The following is a 15,440-nucleotide window of genomic DNA, read 5'->3' as shown; positions in this document are numbered from 1 at the left end:
AACGGGCGGCGCTTCGACCCGTTCGGAATCGGTAACCGCATAACCCATTTAATCGCCCCTCCAGAACGTGCCAGGGGCCAATGTCTTGGCGGGGCCGACGAGCCGCGAACCGCCGAGTTCGGCCAGGACAGCGTACAGCTTTTCGGCATCCGCCTCTTCTTCGGCCACGCCTCCCTTGGGAATTCCCTCGCGATACCGATCCCGCAGCACCTCGAGTTCACGGCCTTCGGCCTTGATGACAGGCGCCAGTCGTTGCCAATCCGCATCGGACCGGGCGAGAAGTGCCTTGGCATCGCCGCTGGCCTTGATGAAACCTTCGATCGCCTGCGGATTCGCGGTGGCCCATTTGTCATGGAAGATGTAGCCGATCGCCGATGCCGTCCCGGAGGCACCCAGCGCCTTTGCGGCATCACTCGTGCTGATCAGCCGGCGAAAGCCATTGGCTTCAAGGCGGGCGCAAAAGTTCCAGAAATTCAGGACGGCGTCGAGCTCACCCTGTTGCGCTTTTTCGGCCAGTAGTGGCGGTGCGCCATAGATGATCTCGTTCTGCGCGGCCAGGTCGACTGACAACTGCTGTTTCGCCAAGCCTTGCATGAGCAGCCAGCTCTTGTCGAGGGGGCCGCCCGCGACACCGATCTTCTTGTCCTTCAGATCGGCGAGGCTTTTCAGCGGCGAACCGCCAGGGACCATCAATGCGCCAACGGAACTGGAATAGGGCGCAAATGTCAGATCCTCGCCGGAAGCACGTTGCCTGGACACCCAGAGCCAGTCGCTGACGATAATGTCGACGTCACCGGCCATCATTGCGACATTCGTCGCATCCTCGCTGGCGAAGAATCGGACATCCAGGTTCACCCCGTTCTTCTCGTCGAGCTTGTGATGCTTGATCGTATCGAGTTCCCAATTGACGGTGCCAAATTTGAGGACGCCAACCTTTACCGTTTCGGCGGCGATACTGGCGGAAATGCCGAAACTCCCGAGAAGGAGCAAAAGCATGAATGTGAAGCGAAAGAGACGTTGAAACTTTCTTGCCACGATGTCCTCCCTGACAGCTGGTTGCGTTGCCTCTAAAGTGTCAGCTCATTTGTAGGATAAGCGCATCTCCACCGGACGACCCGCACCTTCGGATGTTCTTCGGACCACTTGGCGATTTCAGTCGGCGCAAGGAACATGCACGTGTGCAGGCCGCCGCCCTTGTCTTCGAAGTGCAGCCGTTCCTCCCGGCAACTCGACGGGTTCGACACGAGACAGATCGTCAGGACGAGATCGATAACATCCATGCCAGCACCTCCAATCCCGACCGGACCGCCTGCGGCAAGCAGGAGCAAACGTCGTTGGTTAGACTTCTCAAGGTGCCCGAATGAGAAATACGGTTCTCAAGTTACGGTTCCCGCCGCCGGACGTCAATCGCGCCTCCGGTGAAAACCTCCCATGCTGCTGCGGCGTTATTTCCTCGGCAGGCAATTGACTTATCAAAATCGACAGGTAACTCTGGAAGGGTTCTAAAAATGGGGGGCGCCAATGCATGGAAATTGGCGCCAGTCTTCGTCCAGGGCACCCTTGGCGAATATGAGGAAATGCCATGCGTTATTCTACCGTTCTGATAAGTATGCTAGCAGCGATCCTGTCTGTCGCCGGAGCCCGTGCCCAAGATGCCGGTGATCCCAAGGCAGGAGAAGTCGTCTTCAAGAAATGCGCCGTATGTCACGTTGCCGACACCGATAAAAACAAGGTCGGTCCTTCCCTGTTCAAAGTGATGGGCAGGACAGCCGGAACCCATCCGGGCTTTGCCTATTCACCGGCAATGAAAGAGGCTGGCGCTGCCGGTCTCGTCTGGGACACGGCCAGCCTTCGCGATTATCTGCACAATCCAAAGGCAAAGGTGAAAGGCACGAAAATGGCCTTCGCCGGTCTCAAGGATGACACGGAGATCACCAATCTTGAAGCCTATCTGAACCAGTTCAAATAGCCGAAATTGCCGCCGGCTGATTCTTGTCGGCGGCTCCCGCCTCAGCCACTCTCACGCCATTTGATCGAACAGCCAATCGATGCGATCTGTTCGCGTGGACCCTGCCCTGAATTGGCAACCTGCTTCATGGCTTCGAACAGGTCGCGGCGCATGTCGGCCGGCCCCTCATCCTTGCGAGACGCATCGAGGCGACCGCGATATTGCAGTTCGCCGGCACCGTTGAAGCCAAAGAAATCCGGTGTGCATACTGCACCATAGGATCGTGCCGCCACCTGGTCGACATCATGCAAATAATGAAACGGAAACTCGTGCTCGCCGGCGAAGCGCTGCATGTTTTCATAGGAATCTGCCGGATAAGTCGAGGCATCATTCGAGTTGATGGCAACGAAGCCTATGCCGAATTCTTTCAGATCCCTTGCGTCACGCACGATACGCGTAATGACCGCCTTCACATAGGGACAGTGATTGCAGATAAAGGCAACGACGAGGCCGCGACGACCGGCCTGCGCCAGAATGGAATGCATCTGTCCATCGACCCCGACGAGGCTGGCATCGACGCCATGCCAGCCGAAATCACAAACGGGGGGTGTCGCTGCCATCATGATCCTCCAGAGCTTCAGGTCCTGTCGACCTAGGCCGCGGCCCGGTGCCGCGCATGGTCGGCAGCATGACGTATTGCCGCGATATTGTCAGCATAGGCCGCCTTGCCCTTGCCCTTGAACACGGCAGAACCGGCGACGAGCACGTCGGCGCCGGCGGCAGCCACCAGGGGCGCCGTATCCGACGTCACGCCACCGTCGATCTCGATATGGATAGGGCGGTTTCCGATCATGGCCTTTACGCGCCGGACTTTCTCGATAACCGACGGGATGAACGCCTGGCCACCGAATCCGGGATTGACGGTCATCAGCAGGATAAGGTCCAGCCGGTCCAGAACATACTCGATCGTGCTTTCGGGTGTCGAGGGATTGAGTGAAACACCGGCCTTCTTGCCGAGGCTGCGGATGGCCTGGAGCGAGCGATCAAGATGCGGACCCGCCTCCGCGTGAACGGTGATGATGTCGCATCCCGCCTCGGCAAAGGCCGCCAGATACGGGTCGGCCGGCGCGATCATTAAATGACAGTCGAATATCGCGCGGGTCCTGTCGCGGATCGATTTGATGATCTGCGGTCCGAAGGTGATGTTGGGCACGAAGTGACCATCCATGACATCCAGATGGACCCAGTCGGCCCCGGCGCTGATGATATCCTCGACCTCCTCCCCCAGCCGCGAAAAATCGGCTGAGAGCACTGATGGTGCAATGAGCGTCTTGTAGTTCATGGCTTTTGTTCCTCCTTCCGCGATGCGGAAAACACCCTGCTGACCTTGATGTCATCGGCGGTGATTGTCGACAGTGCCGCGGCATCGGTCGGGCCGTTGGAAGCCTCGAACAGGCGGTTGGCATGGCGCAATCTTGCCCGGTCGAGAGCATTGCGAATGGAGCGGGCATTGGCGAAATGCGGCTGCCGCCGCCGCCGCTCAATATAGTCCGCCATGATGGCCCTGCCCTCGGCATCGAAGGCATAGTTCTGCTTCGACAGCATCGTGTCGGCAATGCCCAGCAACTCCTCCGAACTATAGTCCGGAAAATCGATGTGATGCGCTATGCGTGAGCGGAAACCAGGATTGCTCTCGAAAAACTTGTCCATGCGGTCGGCATATCCGGCGAGGATGACCACGAGATCATCACGCTGGTTTTCCATGACCTGCAGCAATATCTCGATCGCTTCCTGGCCGTAGTCGCGCTCGTTCTCCTGCCTGTGCAGATAGTAGGCCTCGTCGATGAAAAGCACGCCGCCCATCGCCTTCTTGAGTATTTCCTTGGTCTTCGGCGCGGTGTGGCCGATATACTGGCCGACGAGATCGTCGCGGGTGACCGAGACGAGATGGCCCTTGCGGATATAGCCAAGCCGGTGGAGGAGGTCAGCCATGCGCAGCGCCACGGTTGTCTTGCCGGTCCCGGGGTTGCCGCTGAAACTCATGTGCAGGGTCGGCGTTTCATGGGCAAGGCCCATCCTCCGGCGAGCCCGTTCGACAAGCAAGAGCGCGGCTGTCTCCTTGATGCGCTGCTTGACCGGCTTAAGGCCGATCAAGTCGCGGTCGAGTTCATCAAGAACCTCCTTCACGCCGGATTCCACATATTCGGCGCGCAGGTCTATGGCCGCAGGAATTTCCGTAGGACCTGCGGCAAGTTGTGTGATGCTGGCGTCAGCCATAGCGTTGCCCCGCAGGCTTGTCGGTCGCGTAGGATCTTGTCGTATAGCGGACGACGCGGCCTTGCCCTTCCTGTCGTGCCAGATGGAAGCCCGGTTCCTCGGCCGGCCGGTTGACCAGGAACGACAGTTTGACTGACTCCCAGCCGTGGCTGTTATCGAAGGCAACGAGGCGAATATAGCTGTCGCCATAGACCTTGCGGCATTCCCTCAGTTCCATCATGAGCGCGGCTGCATCCGGATTGTCGAACATGGGATGTCCCCACATATCCCAATAGGTGTTGCGCGGATGCGGATCGTCGGTGAATTCCAGACTGACGGCCCAGCCATTGTCGATGCAGTACTGCACCTGTTTCGCGATCTGCTCATCGGTCAGGTCGGGCAGAAACGAGAATGTTCCCTGGGTAATACGCATGTTTCTTCTCCTATTCTGCGGCTGTTGCTGTCGGAATGAAATCCGGCGAGTCGGTTGAGGTGTAGTTGAAGGAAACGTCCTTCCAGACCTCCAGCGCCTGCTGCAGGGGCTGGCAGGTGCGCGCAGCCATGCGCAGGATTTCCGGCCCCTCATTGACGATATCGCGTCCCTCATTGCGTGCGAGGATCATGCATTCCAGTGCGACGCGGTTCGCCGTTGCACCGGCGGCAATGCCCATCGGGTGACCGATCGTCCCGCCGCCGAACTGCAGCACCACATCCTCGCCCAGCAGATCCAGAAGCTGGTGCATCTGTCCGGCATGGATGCCGCCGGATGCCACCGGCATCACCTTGTTGAGCGACGCCCAGTGCTGATCGAAGAAGACGCCGTTCTCCAGCCGCATCGGGTTGAAGTCCTCGCGGCAGATGTCGTAGTACCCGCGCGTCGTGGCCGGATCGCCTTCAAGCTTGCCGACGACGGTACCCGCATGGATGTGATCGACACCCGCAAGCCGCATCCACTTGGCAATGACGCGGAATGATACGCCATGGGATTTCTGCCGCGTGTAGGTGGAGTGACCCGCCCTGTGCAGATGGAGGATCATGTCATTGCGGCGTGCCCATTTTGCCATGGACTGGATCGCCGTATAGCCAATGACCAGGTCGATCATGACGATGTTCGAACCGAGCTCCTTGGCGAAATCGGCACGCTCATACATGTCCTCCATCGTCGCCGCAGTGACGTTGAGGTAGCTGCCCTTGATTTCACCGGTCGCGGACTGGGCCTTGTTGACCGCCTCCATGCAGTAGAGGTACCGCTCACGCCAATGCATGAAGGGCTGCGAATTGATGTTCTCGTCGTCCTTGGTGAAGTCGAGGCCCCCCTTCAGTGCCTCGTAGACCACGCGGCCGTAATTGCGGCCCGACAGGCCAAGCTTGGGCTTCACGGTTGCACCGAGCAGCGGGCGGCCGAATTTGTCCAGACGCTCGCGTTCGACCACGATACCGGTCGGCGGACCCTGGAACGTCTTGACGTAGGCGACCGGCAGACGCATGTCCTCTAGCCGCAGCGCCTTCAACGGCTTGAAGCCGAAGACATTGCCGATGATCGACGCCGTCAGGTTCGAAATCGAACCCGGCTCGAACAAGTCGAGGTCGTAGGCGATATAGGCGAAGTACTGCCCCTCCCCGTTCGGTACCGGATCCACGCGATAGGCCTTCGCGCGGTACTTTTCCGTCGCCGTCAGCCGGTCGGTCCAGACAACGGTCCAGGTCGCGGTCGATGATTCACCGGCGACGGCGGCGGCGGCTTCAATCGGATCGACACCGTCCTGCGGCGTGATCCGGAAGAGTGCGATGATGTCGGTGTCCTTCGGTTCGTAGTCAGGCTCCCAGTAGCCCATCTTCTTGTATTCCATAACACCGGATCTGTAGCGTTCCTTTCCCGTAACCGTCTGTGACTTGTTCGACATTGTAAGTCCTTTCCTTTTAAACTCAGTCTCATGCAGCCTTGGCTGCGGCGATCTGCGGATCGAGCTTGCCCGCGGCGTATCGTTTGGCCATGTCGTCAAGGCCGATAACCCTGATCTTCGCGGCGTTTCCGGCCGTTCCGAACCGTTCGAAACGATCGCGGCAAAGATCGCGCATGGCGTCCATGGCGGGTTTCAGGAACTTGCGCGGATCGAACTCCGCCGGATGCTGGGTTGCGATACGACGGAACTGTCCAGTCATCGCCATGCGGCAGTCCGTGTCGATGTTGACCTTGCGCACCCCATGACGAATGCCGCGTTCGATCTCTTCGACCGGAACGCCATAGGTTTGCGGCATCTCGCCGCCATACCGGTTGATGACATCCTGCAGGACTTGCGGCACTGACGAAGAGCCGTGCATGACAAGGTGCGTGTTGGGCAGCTTGCGGTGGATCTCTTCAATCACGCCCATCGCCAGGATGTCGCCGTCGGGCGCGCGGGTGAACTTGTAGGCGCCATGGGACGTGCCGCAGGCAATGGCCAGCGCATCGACCCTCGTGCGCATGACGAAATCGACGGCCTGGTCGGGATCGGTGAGCAGCTGGTCATGGCTCAGCGTTCCGCTCGCACCGTGACCATCCTCCGCTTCGGCTTCGCCGCTTTCGAGCGAGCCGAGCACGCCAAGCTCACCTTCGACCGAGACGCCGACCCAGTGGGCGATCGTTGCGACACGGCGGGTGATCTCGACATTGTATTCATAGGATGCCGGCGTTGCCGCATCGGCTTCGAGCGATCCATCCATCATGACCGAGGTGAACCCGTGGCGGACTGCCGTCATGCAGGTCGCTTCGTCATTACCGTGATCCTGGTGCATGCAGACAGGGATCGAAGGATAGATGTCCACAAGGGCATCGATCATCCGAGCAAGCATCAGATCCTTGGCGTAGGAACGCGCGCCGCGTGAGGCCTGAAGAATGACCGGCGCATCGCACGCGGCAGCCGCTTCCATTACGGCGAGGCCCTGCTCCATATTGTTGATGTTGAAGGCGGGCACGCCGTAGCCATGTTCGGCGGCATGATCGAGCAATTGTCGCAAGGTAATTCTGGCCATGATCAATGTTCCTTGTCGTTGATGAGCTTGCGCGCGGTGGCAACGATGTTCTCAGGCGTGATGCCAAAATGCCGGTAAAGGTCCGCAGCCGGCGCGCTGGCGCCAAATCCCTGCATGCCGATGAAGGCGCCCTTTTCGCCGATCCAGCGATCCCAGCCCAACCGCGCGGCGGCCTCGATGCCGATGCGCGGTGCCGCCGCGAGGACCGAGCGGCGATAGGCCGGGGTCTGCGCCTCGAACAGCTCCCAGGACGGCATCGAGACGACGGCAGCGGCAATCCTGTATTGACCCCGAAGGATGTCGGCGGCCGTGCAGGCGATCTCCACTTCCGATCCGGTCGCAAGCAGCGTTACGGCGCGCGGCTCTGCCGGCTCGCGCAAAACATAGGCGCCGCGGCTCGACCGGTTGTCGTCGCTGTGCCCAAGCCGCAGCATTGGAAGGTTCTGGCGCGACAGGATCAGGACGCTCGGGCGATCGCGGTATTTCAGTGCGAGTTCCCAGCATTCCGCAGTCTCGATGATATCCGCCGGTCGGAACACATTCATGCCGGGCGTTGCGCGAAGCATCGCCAGATGCTCGACCGGCTGATGCGTCGGGCCGTCTTCGCCAAGGCCTATCGAGTCATGCGTCATGACATAGATGACCTGCTGACCCATCAGCGCCGACAGCCGCATAGCCCCCCGGGCATAGTCGGCAAAGGCAAGGAACGTACCCCCGTAGGGAACGAAGCCTCCGTGCAGCGCAAGTCCGTTCATTGCAGCCGCCATGGCGTGCTCGCGGATGCCGTAATGGATATAGCGGCCGAAGAAGCTCTCCGGCGAAACATCCGCCATTCCGGGCGTAACGGTCAGGTTGGAATGGGTCAGGTCCGCCGAACCGCCGATGGTGATGTCGGTAGCCCCGTTGATGACGCCGAGGACCATTTCGGATGCCTTGCGTGTGGCCACCTTGGTCGACTTCTCGACATGCTCGCGGCGAAACGCGCTGAGTTCATCATAAAGTGCATCCGGCAGCCGCTTCTGGATGGCCTGCTTGAATTCGTCGCAACGCGGCGAGGTGGCCACACGTACACACCACTCGCGCCGTTCGTCCGCGCCCCGGCGGGCGACGTTGCGCCAGGTCTCAAGAATGGCCTCCGGAACCTCGAACGGTCGATACGGCCAGGCGATCGCAAGGCGGGTTGCAGCAATTTCCGCATCGCCCAGCGGGGCGCCATGGGTTTTCTCGCTGCCCTGCAGATTGGGAGCGCCCTTGCCGATAATGGTGCGGCAGGCTACCAGCGAGGGACGATCCGATGATCTTGCACGGGTGATCGATTCGGCGATTGCTTCATGGTCATGACCATCGATCTCCTGGACGTCGAAACCAGCGGCCTCGAACCTGGCCAATTGATCCATGGAGGTCGACAGCGCGGTTGGTCCGTCGATGGAGATCGAATTGTTGTCCCAAAGCACGATCAGCTTCGACAGTTTCAGGTGGCCGGCCAGATCGATCGCCTCATGGCTTATGCCCTCCTGCAGACAGCCGTCGCCGGCAATCACATAGGTGAAATGATCAACTGTTTCCGCGCCAAAACGTTCGCTGAGCAGACGCTCGGCCATTGCCATGCCGACGGCCGTTGCAATTCCCTGTCCGAGAGGTCCGGTCGTCGTCTCGATGCCCTGGGCATGCCCATATTCAGGATGGCCCGCCGTCCTGGCGCCGAGCTGGCGGAACCGTTGCAACTCCTCGACCGGCATGTCGGGATAGCCGATCAGGTAATGCAGCGCATATTGCAGCATCGAGCCATGTCCGGCCGAGAGGATGAACCGATCCCGGTCCGGCCATTGCGGGTGCAGCGGGTCGAGCTTGATGAAGCGGTTGAAAAGTACGGTCGCGACATCCGCCATGCCCATAGGCATGCCGGGATGGCCGGAGTTGGCTTTTTGCACGCTATCCATGGCGAGCGCCCGGATTGCATTGGCCATGTCCCGTTCGGAAACGGTTTCAATCGCGGGATTCTCTTGAAGGAAAGCTTGTGTATTCATCATCTTCTCCTCATGAGGCTCGGTTTTTGCGTTCCATCAGCTGCATGATCAGCGGCGTCAGGATCAGTTGCATGGCAAGGTCCAGCTTGTTGCCGGGCACGACAATCGAGTTGGCTCGCGACATGAAGGAGTCGTGGATCATCGAAAGCAGATAGGGGAAATCGATGCCACGCGGCCGGGCAAAGCGGATCACCAGCATCGACTCGTCGGGCGTCGGTATCCAGCGTGCGATGAATGGGTTCGAGGTATCGACGATTGGCACGCGCTGAAAGTTGATGTCGGTCAGCGTGAACTGCGGTGTGATGTAGCGGACATAGTCGGGCATGCGACGCAGGATCACGTCCATCACCGCCTCGGTTGAATAGCCGCGCGTGGCCCGGTCGCGATGGATCTTCTGGATCCATTCGAGATTGATGACTGGCACGACACCGATTTTCAGATCGGCATAACGGGCGAGATTGACATCTTCCGTGACCGCACAGCCATGGAGTCCCTCATAGAAGAGCAGGTCGCTTGACGGAAAATCCCGCCATGGCGTGAAGGTGCCTGCCGGGGCTTCGTAAAGCCTCGCCTCCTCATCATCATGGATGTAGGTGCGGGTCTGTCCGGTACCCCGCCGGCCATATTCTTCAAAGACCTCTTCCAGCTTCTGCAGTTCATTGGCATCGACATGGAAATGGGTGAAGTTCGGATTGCCCTTCTGCTCCTCCTCGGCAACCTTCTCCTTCATGGCATTGCGGTCGTACTTGTGAAATGCATCGCCTTCGATGAAGGCAGCCTCGATCTCCTCACGACGGAAAATCAGCTCGAAGATGCGCTTGACCGAGGTGGTTCCTGCGCCCGAAGAACCGGTGATGGAAATGATGGGGTGCTTTGCCGACATGATATCCTCCTGCCCTCAGGCCCTGAACAGGCCGCGATTGCTGAAGAGCGGCGCGCGCTCACCAATGTTGCTCGGTTCAGTGTGGTATCTTCCGATCCGGGCCACTTCCCTCGCCGAGCCGAAAATCAAAGGCACCCGCTGGTGCATGCTCCTGGGCGTGAGGTCGAGAATGTGGTTGACCGTGTCCGTCGCCGCCCCGCCTGCCTGTTCGATGACGTATGCAATCGGATTGGCTTCGTAGACCAGGCGGATGCGCCCTTCGCCGTAGCCCTTGCGCCGGTCGCCGGGGTAGAGGAAAACGCCGCCGCGCACGAGAATGCGATAGGCTTCTGCAACCAGGGATGCGATCCAGCGCATGTTGAAATCCCGGCCCCGCGGCCCTTCCGTTCCCTTCAGGCAATCATCGACGTAAAGGCGCACCGCTTCATCCCAGTGGCGATAGTTGGCAGCATTGACGGCGAACTCATGCGCCCGGTCTGGAATGATGATGCTTTCATAGGCCTGCACGAACGTGCCGAGCCGTGCCGAGAAGACGAAGACATGGGTGCCGCTGCCTAGGGTCACCACCAATGCCAGCTGAGGCCCGTAAATAAAAAAACCGGCAGCGAGCTGGTGTCGTCCCTTTTGGAAGAACGAAGCACCAGGCTCGCTGTCCGGTTGGCCAACCACCGGGAGGATGGAGAAGATTGTCCCAATGGAGACATTCGTGTCGATGTTCGAAGAACCGTCCAGCGGATCGATCGCCAGTGCCAGCGGAGCGTCCACATTGAGCAAGGCCGGATGCTCCAGTTCCTCGGATCCGTAAAGCGCAACCGGGGCCTGGCGCATGGCCTCAAGGAACATGTCGTCCGCAAAAACATCGAGATCCTTCTGGCTGTCGCCATCCGCGTTCTTGTTGCCGTGCTGGCTGGCAAATGCCTTGCCGAGTGCACCCTGGTTGATCGTGTTGCGTATCTTCACCGATGTCAGCGAGAGGTGGCGGACGACGGATGCCACCGCAGCACGAAGCGCATCTCCGTTCTCGGCATAGGATCCCAAAAAGGCGTCGAGTGTCGCCGTTGTCATGATCTTCCTCCCGCGCCTGATCGTCTTGCGCGTCAGGCTTCGGAAGCAATGGAAGCAGCTTGGCTGTAATAAGTAAAATTTATTATATTTACGTGAATGCTAAAATATATTAAGCATCCCTATGCGCAATCTCAACCTGAAACAGTTGCGGGCCGTCCAGGCGATCATGAGGCACGGTACGATTGCCGCTGCCGCAAATGCGCTAGGCCTCACCCCGCCGGCGGTCACGATCCAGCTCAAGCTCGTCGAAGAGGAAGCCAACATCATCCTGTTTGACCGCACGAATGACGGCCTGCGCCCAACCGTGGCCGGCCTGGCCTTCCTCGATGCGGCGCAGATGATTGAAGAACGGCTGCGTTTGCTCCACGACGAAATCGACGCGATCAAGGGATTGCGGGTAGGCAGCCTGACACTCGGCGTGGTCTCGACGGCCAAGTATTTTGCACCGCAGTTGATGGCGACCTTCAAGAGGGAGCACCCAGACATTGCCATCAAGCTTGAGATCGGCAACCGGGCGGAGACCATTGCGAGTCTGAAGAACCATGAGGTCGATATCGCGTTGATGGGACGGCCGCCCAAGGACATTCCCCTGCGTCCCTCGGTCTTCGGCGATCACCCGCTCGTCATGATCGCGGCACCCGACCACCCGCTTGCCAATGCGCGCGACATCACGAAGGAGCGCATTGCCCAGGAGCATTTCCTGGTGCGCGAGCCCGGGTCTGGAACGCGGATTTCGTTGGAGATTTTCCTGAGTGAGCTGCCCGGCCGGCTCGACGATCTCGGAACCGAAATGTCATCAAACGAGACGATCAAGCAGGCGGTCATGGCCGGGCTTGGCATCGCGTTCATTTCGGCCCACACCATTGCGCTGGAGCTTGAGGTCCGCAAGCTGGTGATGCTCGATGTCATCGGCATGCCCATTCGCAGGCAATGGTTTTCGGTGGTGCGCACGGACCGGGTGCTTTCGCCGGCGATGCGGGCGTTCCAGGACTTTCTCAACCGCAAAGGCGCGCAATGTCTGCCATTCTTCGAGAAACTCTATCCGGATACGGCCCACCCGTAATGACGTGACATGGCCCGCCCGACTCTCGTCCGAAGCATTTATATTGAATGACTAATTCAAATAATGAACTTGCAGTCAGGCCATCCGTGCGCTGGAATGACTGCGGTTAGGAACCCAAGTCCGCCCTGGCAGGACAGCGACGAAATGGGCTGGATCAGCTATATTCAATCGAGAGCAGCTCGCGAACAGTGCACGAGCAAGGAGATCCTTCATGGTATTGACAGCGAGAATGTTGCGCGGTCTCGTGCCCGCACTTTTCATATTCGCGTTCGGCATGAGCAGCGCGCCGGCCCAAACGAATCCATCAGGATGTGCATTGCAACCCCTAGGCGGCACGTCCCGGCAGTTGCTCAGGTGCCAGGGCGGCCTGTCGATTGTGGCCGAGGCCGGCGCTCGATATACGCTCGTTGACCGGAATGGAGATGGCCGGGCCGATGCCGTTCGCCTGCAGAGCAAGGCACTCCTGCTTGATTTACCCACCGGGTCCGGCTTTCAGGTGAGTACGCCGCAAGCCATTGCAGCGGTCCGCGGTACAAAATGGGCCGTGGATGTCGCGGCAGGCAAGACCTCGGTCTTTGTGGTTCGCGGGCAGGTTTCCGTGCGGCGACCGATAGCGAGCGGCGGGGTCGTGCTTGGTCCCGGTGAAGGTGTTGATGTCGATCAGGGAGCCAGCGCTCTGACGGTCAAGCGTTGGCCGAGAGCGCGTGTTTCAGCATTGATGGCCCGCCTCGGCCAGTGAGCTACATGAGCCGACGCACCTTCCAGACTCTGATCGCGCTGATTTTGGCAGGGCTATGGGGTGCTGGGCTGGGGATCGCGCACATGCGCGGCGACATGTGGTTTCTCGATCGCGTCGAAGCCACGATGACCGATCTTCGCACGGTCATCCGCGGCCAGAAACCTGCCCCCGACACGGTAACGATCGTTGCTGTCGATGACGAGGCGGTTCGCCAGTCCGGATCCTATCCCCTCGCCCGTTCGCAATTGGCCAGGATCATCGATGGGATCGATAAACTGCATCCCAAAGCCATTGGAATAGATATTCTCCTCGTCGATCCGGGACCGGAGGAAGGTGACAGGACGTTGAGCCAGGCGCTTGGCCGGACTGCAGGCGTGATTGCAGCGGCTGCGGTCTTTCCTGAAGGACGACAGCGCATAGAGACCAATCGCGACGATCCGCTCGCCAGTATTCCGACCGCGGAAAAATTCCTGCTGCCGCTCAAACCCTTTTCCGATGTTGCAGCCATCGGTGTGGTGAATGTGGCGACAGACCGCAATGGCACCCCCCGGCTGGTGCCGATGCTCTTCAAAAGCGAAGACCGTATCGAAGGGTCATTTCCGCTGCGCCTGGTGTCCGTTGCGCAGGGCGTGGAACCCGCGATCGAGCCGGGCCGTATCCTGCTGGGTGACAAGGTGATCCGGACAGATATCGGGCAGACCCTGCCCCTCACATTCTACGGCCCCCGCGGCACGATACGGACAATCAGTGCGGCCGATCTCCTGAATGGCAAGCTTCCCCCTGAAAGCATCGAGAACCGTGTCATCATAATCGGCACGACCGTGACCGGCGGCGGCGACGTCTTCCCCACGCCATTCGATCCGGTCTTGCCAGGCGTTGAGGTCATTGCAACGGCCATATCGCATTTGTTGAATGGCGACGGCCTTGTCCGCGATGCCAGTATCCGCCTGGTTGACGCCGCCTTTGCGGTGGTGCTCCCGATGATTCTGGTTGCCCTGCTCGCCTGGCGCCGCAACGTCCTCGGTCTCGTCATTATCGTCTGCGTCATTCTGGCGTGGCTGGCGATCAACCTTGCCGTATTCACCGGCGGCATCTGGCTCAGCGCAGCCGTTCCCATGGCTGCCGCCATCCCGCCCGCCATCATATTTGGAGCGGTCCAGCTTTGGCTCGGAAAGCGGCGGACCCAGCACTTTGCCAGGCAAAGCCAGTTACTGCAGCAGGTACAGGCGCCCGGCCTTGGAACCTGGCTTGCCCGCAATCCCGGATTTCTGGCAGAGCCGGTTCGCCAGGATGCCGCCGTCATCTTCATCGATCTTTCCGGATTCACCGGGCTGAGTGAAACCCTGGGGCCGAACGCCACGCGCGACGTGCTGAACGGATTCTACAAGCTGGTCGACGAGGAGGTGGCGGCCTCAGGCGGAACGATCACAAGCTTCATGGGCGACGGCGCCATGATCCTGTTCGGCCTGCCGGAACCGGATGCCGATGATGCGCTCAATGCGGCGGGCTGCAGTGTCCGGCTTTGCCACAGTACAAAGGCGTGGCTGGATTCATTGCCGGCATCGGTAACGGCCCGCATCGGCTTCAAGATGGGGGCACATTTCGGGACCGTCATTGCCTCGAGGCTCGGCGGGAGCCGCCAGCAGATCACGGCTACCGGCGATACCGTCAATGTGGCGAGCCGCTTGATGGAAGTCGCCGCCAGCCATGGGGCGGAACTCGCACTGAGTGCGGAAATCCTGCACATGGCGGGTGAGCACAGCGCTCCCTACCGGTTCGGAAAGCTCAGCGGACCGCTTGAAACACAGATCAGGGGACGGTCTGGTTCCATCGCAGTCTGGCTGTGGCAAGCCGAATGATACCGGCAACGCGACAAAAATCTTGAACCATTGTAGGATTGCCGATCACTCGACCGTTCCTTGGGCTGATACTATGAAAAGGAGGCATGCATGTCCTACGTCGACGGTTTCATACTGGCAGTTCCCAAGGCAAGGATTGACGACTATAAGGCACTCGCCCGAAAGGCAGGTGACGTCTGGAAAGAACATGGCGCACTCGCCTATGTCGAATGCACGGGTGACGATGTCCCTTACGGCGAGCTTACCTCGTTCCCGCGTGCCGTTCAGGCGACGGACGACGAGATCGTGGTCTTTGCCTGGATCGTCTATGAATCGCGTGAACAACGCGACGCAATCAATGCAAAGGTCATGAGCGACCCGCGGCTTAAGGAAGACCCGTCGACCATGCCGTTCGACGGCAAGCGGATGATTTACGGGGGGTTCGAAACGTTCGTGCAACTATAGCGCCACGACGGACCGGCCCTCCCGCTACAACATTCCTGTCGGCATTGCCGGTCGCACCGGCATGCCGAAGTAGACATTGTGTGCATAATTCTTGATATCCGGCACTACATCATCATCATTGATTTGACTGCCTGTATTTATCCT

Annotated in this window: 16 protein-coding genes; 5 read left to right on the top strand and 11 right to left on the bottom strand. The window is 59.7% G+C overall.

Annotated features, from left to right (window positions below; translation table 11 throughout):
* Positions 1-48: 48 nt before the first annotated feature.
* The gene (locus K9U38_RS12530; RefSeq protein WP_224494692.1) at positions 49-996 is read right to left on the bottom strand and encodes an ABC transporter substrate-binding protein; all 948 of its coding nucleotides are present in this window, start codon (positions 994-996) and stop codon (positions 49-51) included.
* Positions 997-1,067: 71 nt separating this feature from the next.
* Positions 1,068-1,280: a hypothetical protein gene (locus K9U38_RS12525; RefSeq protein ID WP_224494668.1), complete on the bottom strand. Its 213-nt coding sequence runs from the start codon at positions 1,278-1,280 to the stop codon at positions 1,068-1,070.
* Positions 1,281-1,582: 302 nt separating this feature from the next.
* On the opposite strand from K9U38_RS12525, the gene K9U38_RS12520 reads away from it, so the two are divergent.
* On the top strand, positions 1,583-1,969 hold the full coding sequence (locus tag K9U38_RS12520; RefSeq protein ID WP_224494667.1) for a c-type cytochrome: 387 nt from the start codon (positions 1,583-1,585) through the stop codon (positions 1,967-1,969).
* 41 nt (positions 1,970-2,010) lie between these two features.
* Here K9U38_RS12520 and K9U38_RS12515 read toward each other — a convergent pair whose 3' ends face one another.
* Genes K9U38_RS12515 through K9U38_RS12475 form a run of 9 tightly spaced genes read right to left on the bottom strand, consistent with a single transcriptional unit; the run spans position 2,011 to position 11,191 of the window.
* Positions 2,011-2,568 carry a thioredoxin family protein gene (locus K9U38_RS12515; protein ID WP_224494666.1) on the bottom strand — a complete coding sequence of 186 codons (558 nt, stop codon included), beginning with the start codon at positions 2,566-2,568 and terminating at the stop codon, positions 2,011-2,013.
* Between the two features lie 32 nt (positions 2,569-2,600).
* Complete coding sequence (gene rpe, locus K9U38_RS12510) at positions 2,601-3,290, bottom strand: ribulose-phosphate 3-epimerase (protein WP_224494665.1); 690 nt, start codon at positions 3,288-3,290, stop codon at positions 2,601-2,603.
* Positions 3,287-4,225: a CbbX protein gene (gene cbbX / locus K9U38_RS12505; RefSeq protein ID WP_224494664.1), complete on the bottom strand. Its 939-nt coding sequence runs from the start codon at positions 4,223-4,225 to the stop codon at positions 3,287-3,289. The genes rpe and cbbX overlap by 4 nt, the downstream gene beginning before the upstream one ends.
* Positions 4,218-4,637: a ribulose bisphosphate carboxylase small subunit gene (locus K9U38_RS12500; protein WP_224494663.1), complete on the bottom strand. Its 420-nt coding sequence runs from the start codon at positions 4,635-4,637 to the stop codon at positions 4,218-4,220. The genes cbbX and K9U38_RS12500 overlap by 8 nt, the downstream gene beginning before the upstream one ends.
* A 10-nt stretch (positions 4,638-4,647) precedes the next feature.
* Entirely contained in the window at positions 4,648-6,108 is a 1,461-nt protein-coding gene (locus K9U38_RS12495; protein WP_224494662.1) for a form I ribulose bisphosphate carboxylase large subunit, read from the bottom strand.
* A 28-nt stretch (positions 6,109-6,136) separates the two neighbouring features.
* The gene (fba, locus tag K9U38_RS12490; protein ID WP_224494661.1) at positions 6,137-7,216 is read right to left on the bottom strand and encodes a class II fructose-bisphosphate aldolase; all 1,080 of its coding nucleotides are present in this window, start codon (positions 7,214-7,216) and stop codon (positions 6,137-6,139) included.
* Between the two features lie 2 nt (positions 7,217-7,218).
* A complete protein-coding gene (tkt, locus tag K9U38_RS12485) occupies positions 7,219-9,243 on the bottom strand; it encodes a transketolase (RefSeq protein ID WP_224494660.1) in 2,025 nt (674 codons plus the stop codon).
* A 10-nt stretch (positions 9,244-9,253) separates the two neighbouring features.
* On the bottom strand, positions 9,254-10,126 hold the full coding sequence (locus K9U38_RS12480; RefSeq protein WP_224494659.1) for a phosphoribulokinase: 873 nt from the start codon (positions 10,124-10,126) through the stop codon (positions 9,254-9,256).
* Between the two features lie 15 nt (positions 10,127-10,141).
* Positions 10,142-11,191, bottom strand: a complete 1,050-nt coding sequence (locus tag K9U38_RS12475) for a class 1 fructose-bisphosphatase (RefSeq protein ID WP_224494658.1) — start codon at positions 11,189-11,191, stop codon at positions 10,142-10,144.
* Positions 11,192-11,312: 121 nt separating this feature from the next.
* On the opposite strand from K9U38_RS12475, the gene K9U38_RS12470 reads away from it, so the two are divergent.
* From K9U38_RS12470 to K9U38_RS12455, 4 genes are all read left to right on the top strand, one after another.
* The gene (locus tag K9U38_RS12470) at positions 11,313-12,254 is read left to right on the top strand and encodes a LysR family transcriptional regulator (protein ID WP_224494657.1); all 942 of its coding nucleotides are present in this window, start codon (positions 11,313-11,315) and stop codon (positions 12,252-12,254) included.
* A gap of 211 nt (positions 12,255-12,465) precedes the next feature.
* A complete protein-coding gene (locus tag K9U38_RS12465) occupies positions 12,466-12,993 on the top strand; it encodes a FecR domain-containing protein (protein WP_224494656.1) in 528 nt (175 codons plus the stop codon).
* A gap of 5 nt (positions 12,994-12,998) precedes the next feature.
* On the top strand, positions 12,999-14,852 hold the full coding sequence (locus K9U38_RS12460) for a CHASE2 domain-containing protein (protein WP_224494655.1): 1,854 nt from the start codon (positions 12,999-13,001) through the stop codon (positions 14,850-14,852).
* 90 nt (positions 14,853-14,942) lie between these two features.
* Entirely contained in the window at positions 14,943-15,296 is a 354-nt protein-coding gene (locus K9U38_RS12455; RefSeq protein ID WP_224494654.1) for a DUF1428 domain-containing protein, read from the top strand.
* The last annotated feature ends 144 nt before the right edge of the window (positions 15,297-15,440 follow it).

This window comes from Phyllobacterium lublinensis, from assembly GCF_020164435.1.
Classification (GTDB): Bacteria; Pseudomonadota; Alphaproteobacteria; order Rhizobiales; family Rhizobiaceae; genus Phyllobacterium; species Phyllobacterium lublinensis.
This window is presented reverse-complemented; position numbering and strand designations above follow the sequence as displayed.

Bases quoted from the DNA above. Each gene is read 5' to 3' on its own strand.
- K9U38_RS12470 (WP_224494657.1), top strand. From the start codon at position 11,313: ATGCGCAATCTCAACCTGAAACAGTTGCGGGCCGTCCAGGCGATCATG.
- K9U38_RS12530 (WP_224494692.1), bottom strand. From the start codon at position 996: ATGCTTTTGCTCCTTCTCGGGAGTTTCGGCATTTCCGCCAGTATCGCC.
- K9U38_RS12525 (WP_224494668.1), bottom strand. From the start codon at position 1,280: ATGGATGTTATCGATCTCGTCCTGACGATCTGTCTCGTGTCGAACCCG.
- K9U38_RS12465 (WP_224494656.1), top strand. From the start codon at position 12,466: ATGGTATTGACAGCGAGAATGTTGCGCGGTCTCGTGCCCGCACTTTTC.
- K9U38_RS12455 (WP_224494654.1), top strand. From the start codon at position 14,943: ATGTCCTACGTCGACGGTTTCATACTGGCAGTTCCCAAGGCAAGGATT.
- cbbX (WP_224494664.1), bottom strand. From the start codon at position 4,225: ATGGCTGACGCCAGCATCACACAACTTGCCGCAGGTCCTACGGAAATT.
- K9U38_RS12460 (WP_224494655.1), top strand. From the start codon at position 12,999: ATGAGCCGACGCACCTTCCAGACTCTGATCGCGCTGATTTTGGCAGGG.
- K9U38_RS12520 (WP_224494667.1), top strand. From the start codon at position 1,583: ATGCGTTATTCTACCGTTCTGATAAGTATGCTAGCAGCGATCCTGTCT.
- rpe (WP_224494665.1), bottom strand. From the start codon at position 3,290: ATGAACTACAAGACGCTCATTGCACCATCAGTGCTCTCAGCCGATTTT.
- tkt (WP_224494660.1), bottom strand. From the start codon at position 9,243: ATGAATACACAAGCTTTCCTTCAAGAGAATCCCGCGATTGAAACCGTT.
- K9U38_RS12495 (WP_224494662.1), bottom strand. From the start codon at position 6,108: ATGTCGAACAAGTCACAGACGGTTACGGGAAAGGAACGCTACAGATCC.
- K9U38_RS12480 (WP_224494659.1), bottom strand. From the start codon at position 10,126: ATGTCGGCAAAGCACCCCATCATTTCCATCACCGGTTCTTCGGGCGCA.
- K9U38_RS12515 (WP_224494666.1), bottom strand. From the start codon at position 2,568: ATGGCAGCGACACCCCCCGTTTGTGATTTCGGCTGGCATGGCGTCGAT.
- K9U38_RS12500 (WP_224494663.1), bottom strand. From the start codon at position 4,637: ATGCGTATTACCCAGGGAACATTCTCGTTTCTGCCCGACCTGACCGAT.
- fba (WP_224494661.1), bottom strand. From the start codon at position 7,216: ATGGCCAGAATTACCTTGCGACAATTGCTCGATCATGCCGCCGAACAT.
- K9U38_RS12475 (WP_224494658.1), bottom strand. From the start codon at position 11,191: ATGACAACGGCGACACTCGACGCCTTTTTGGGATCCTATGCCGAGAAC.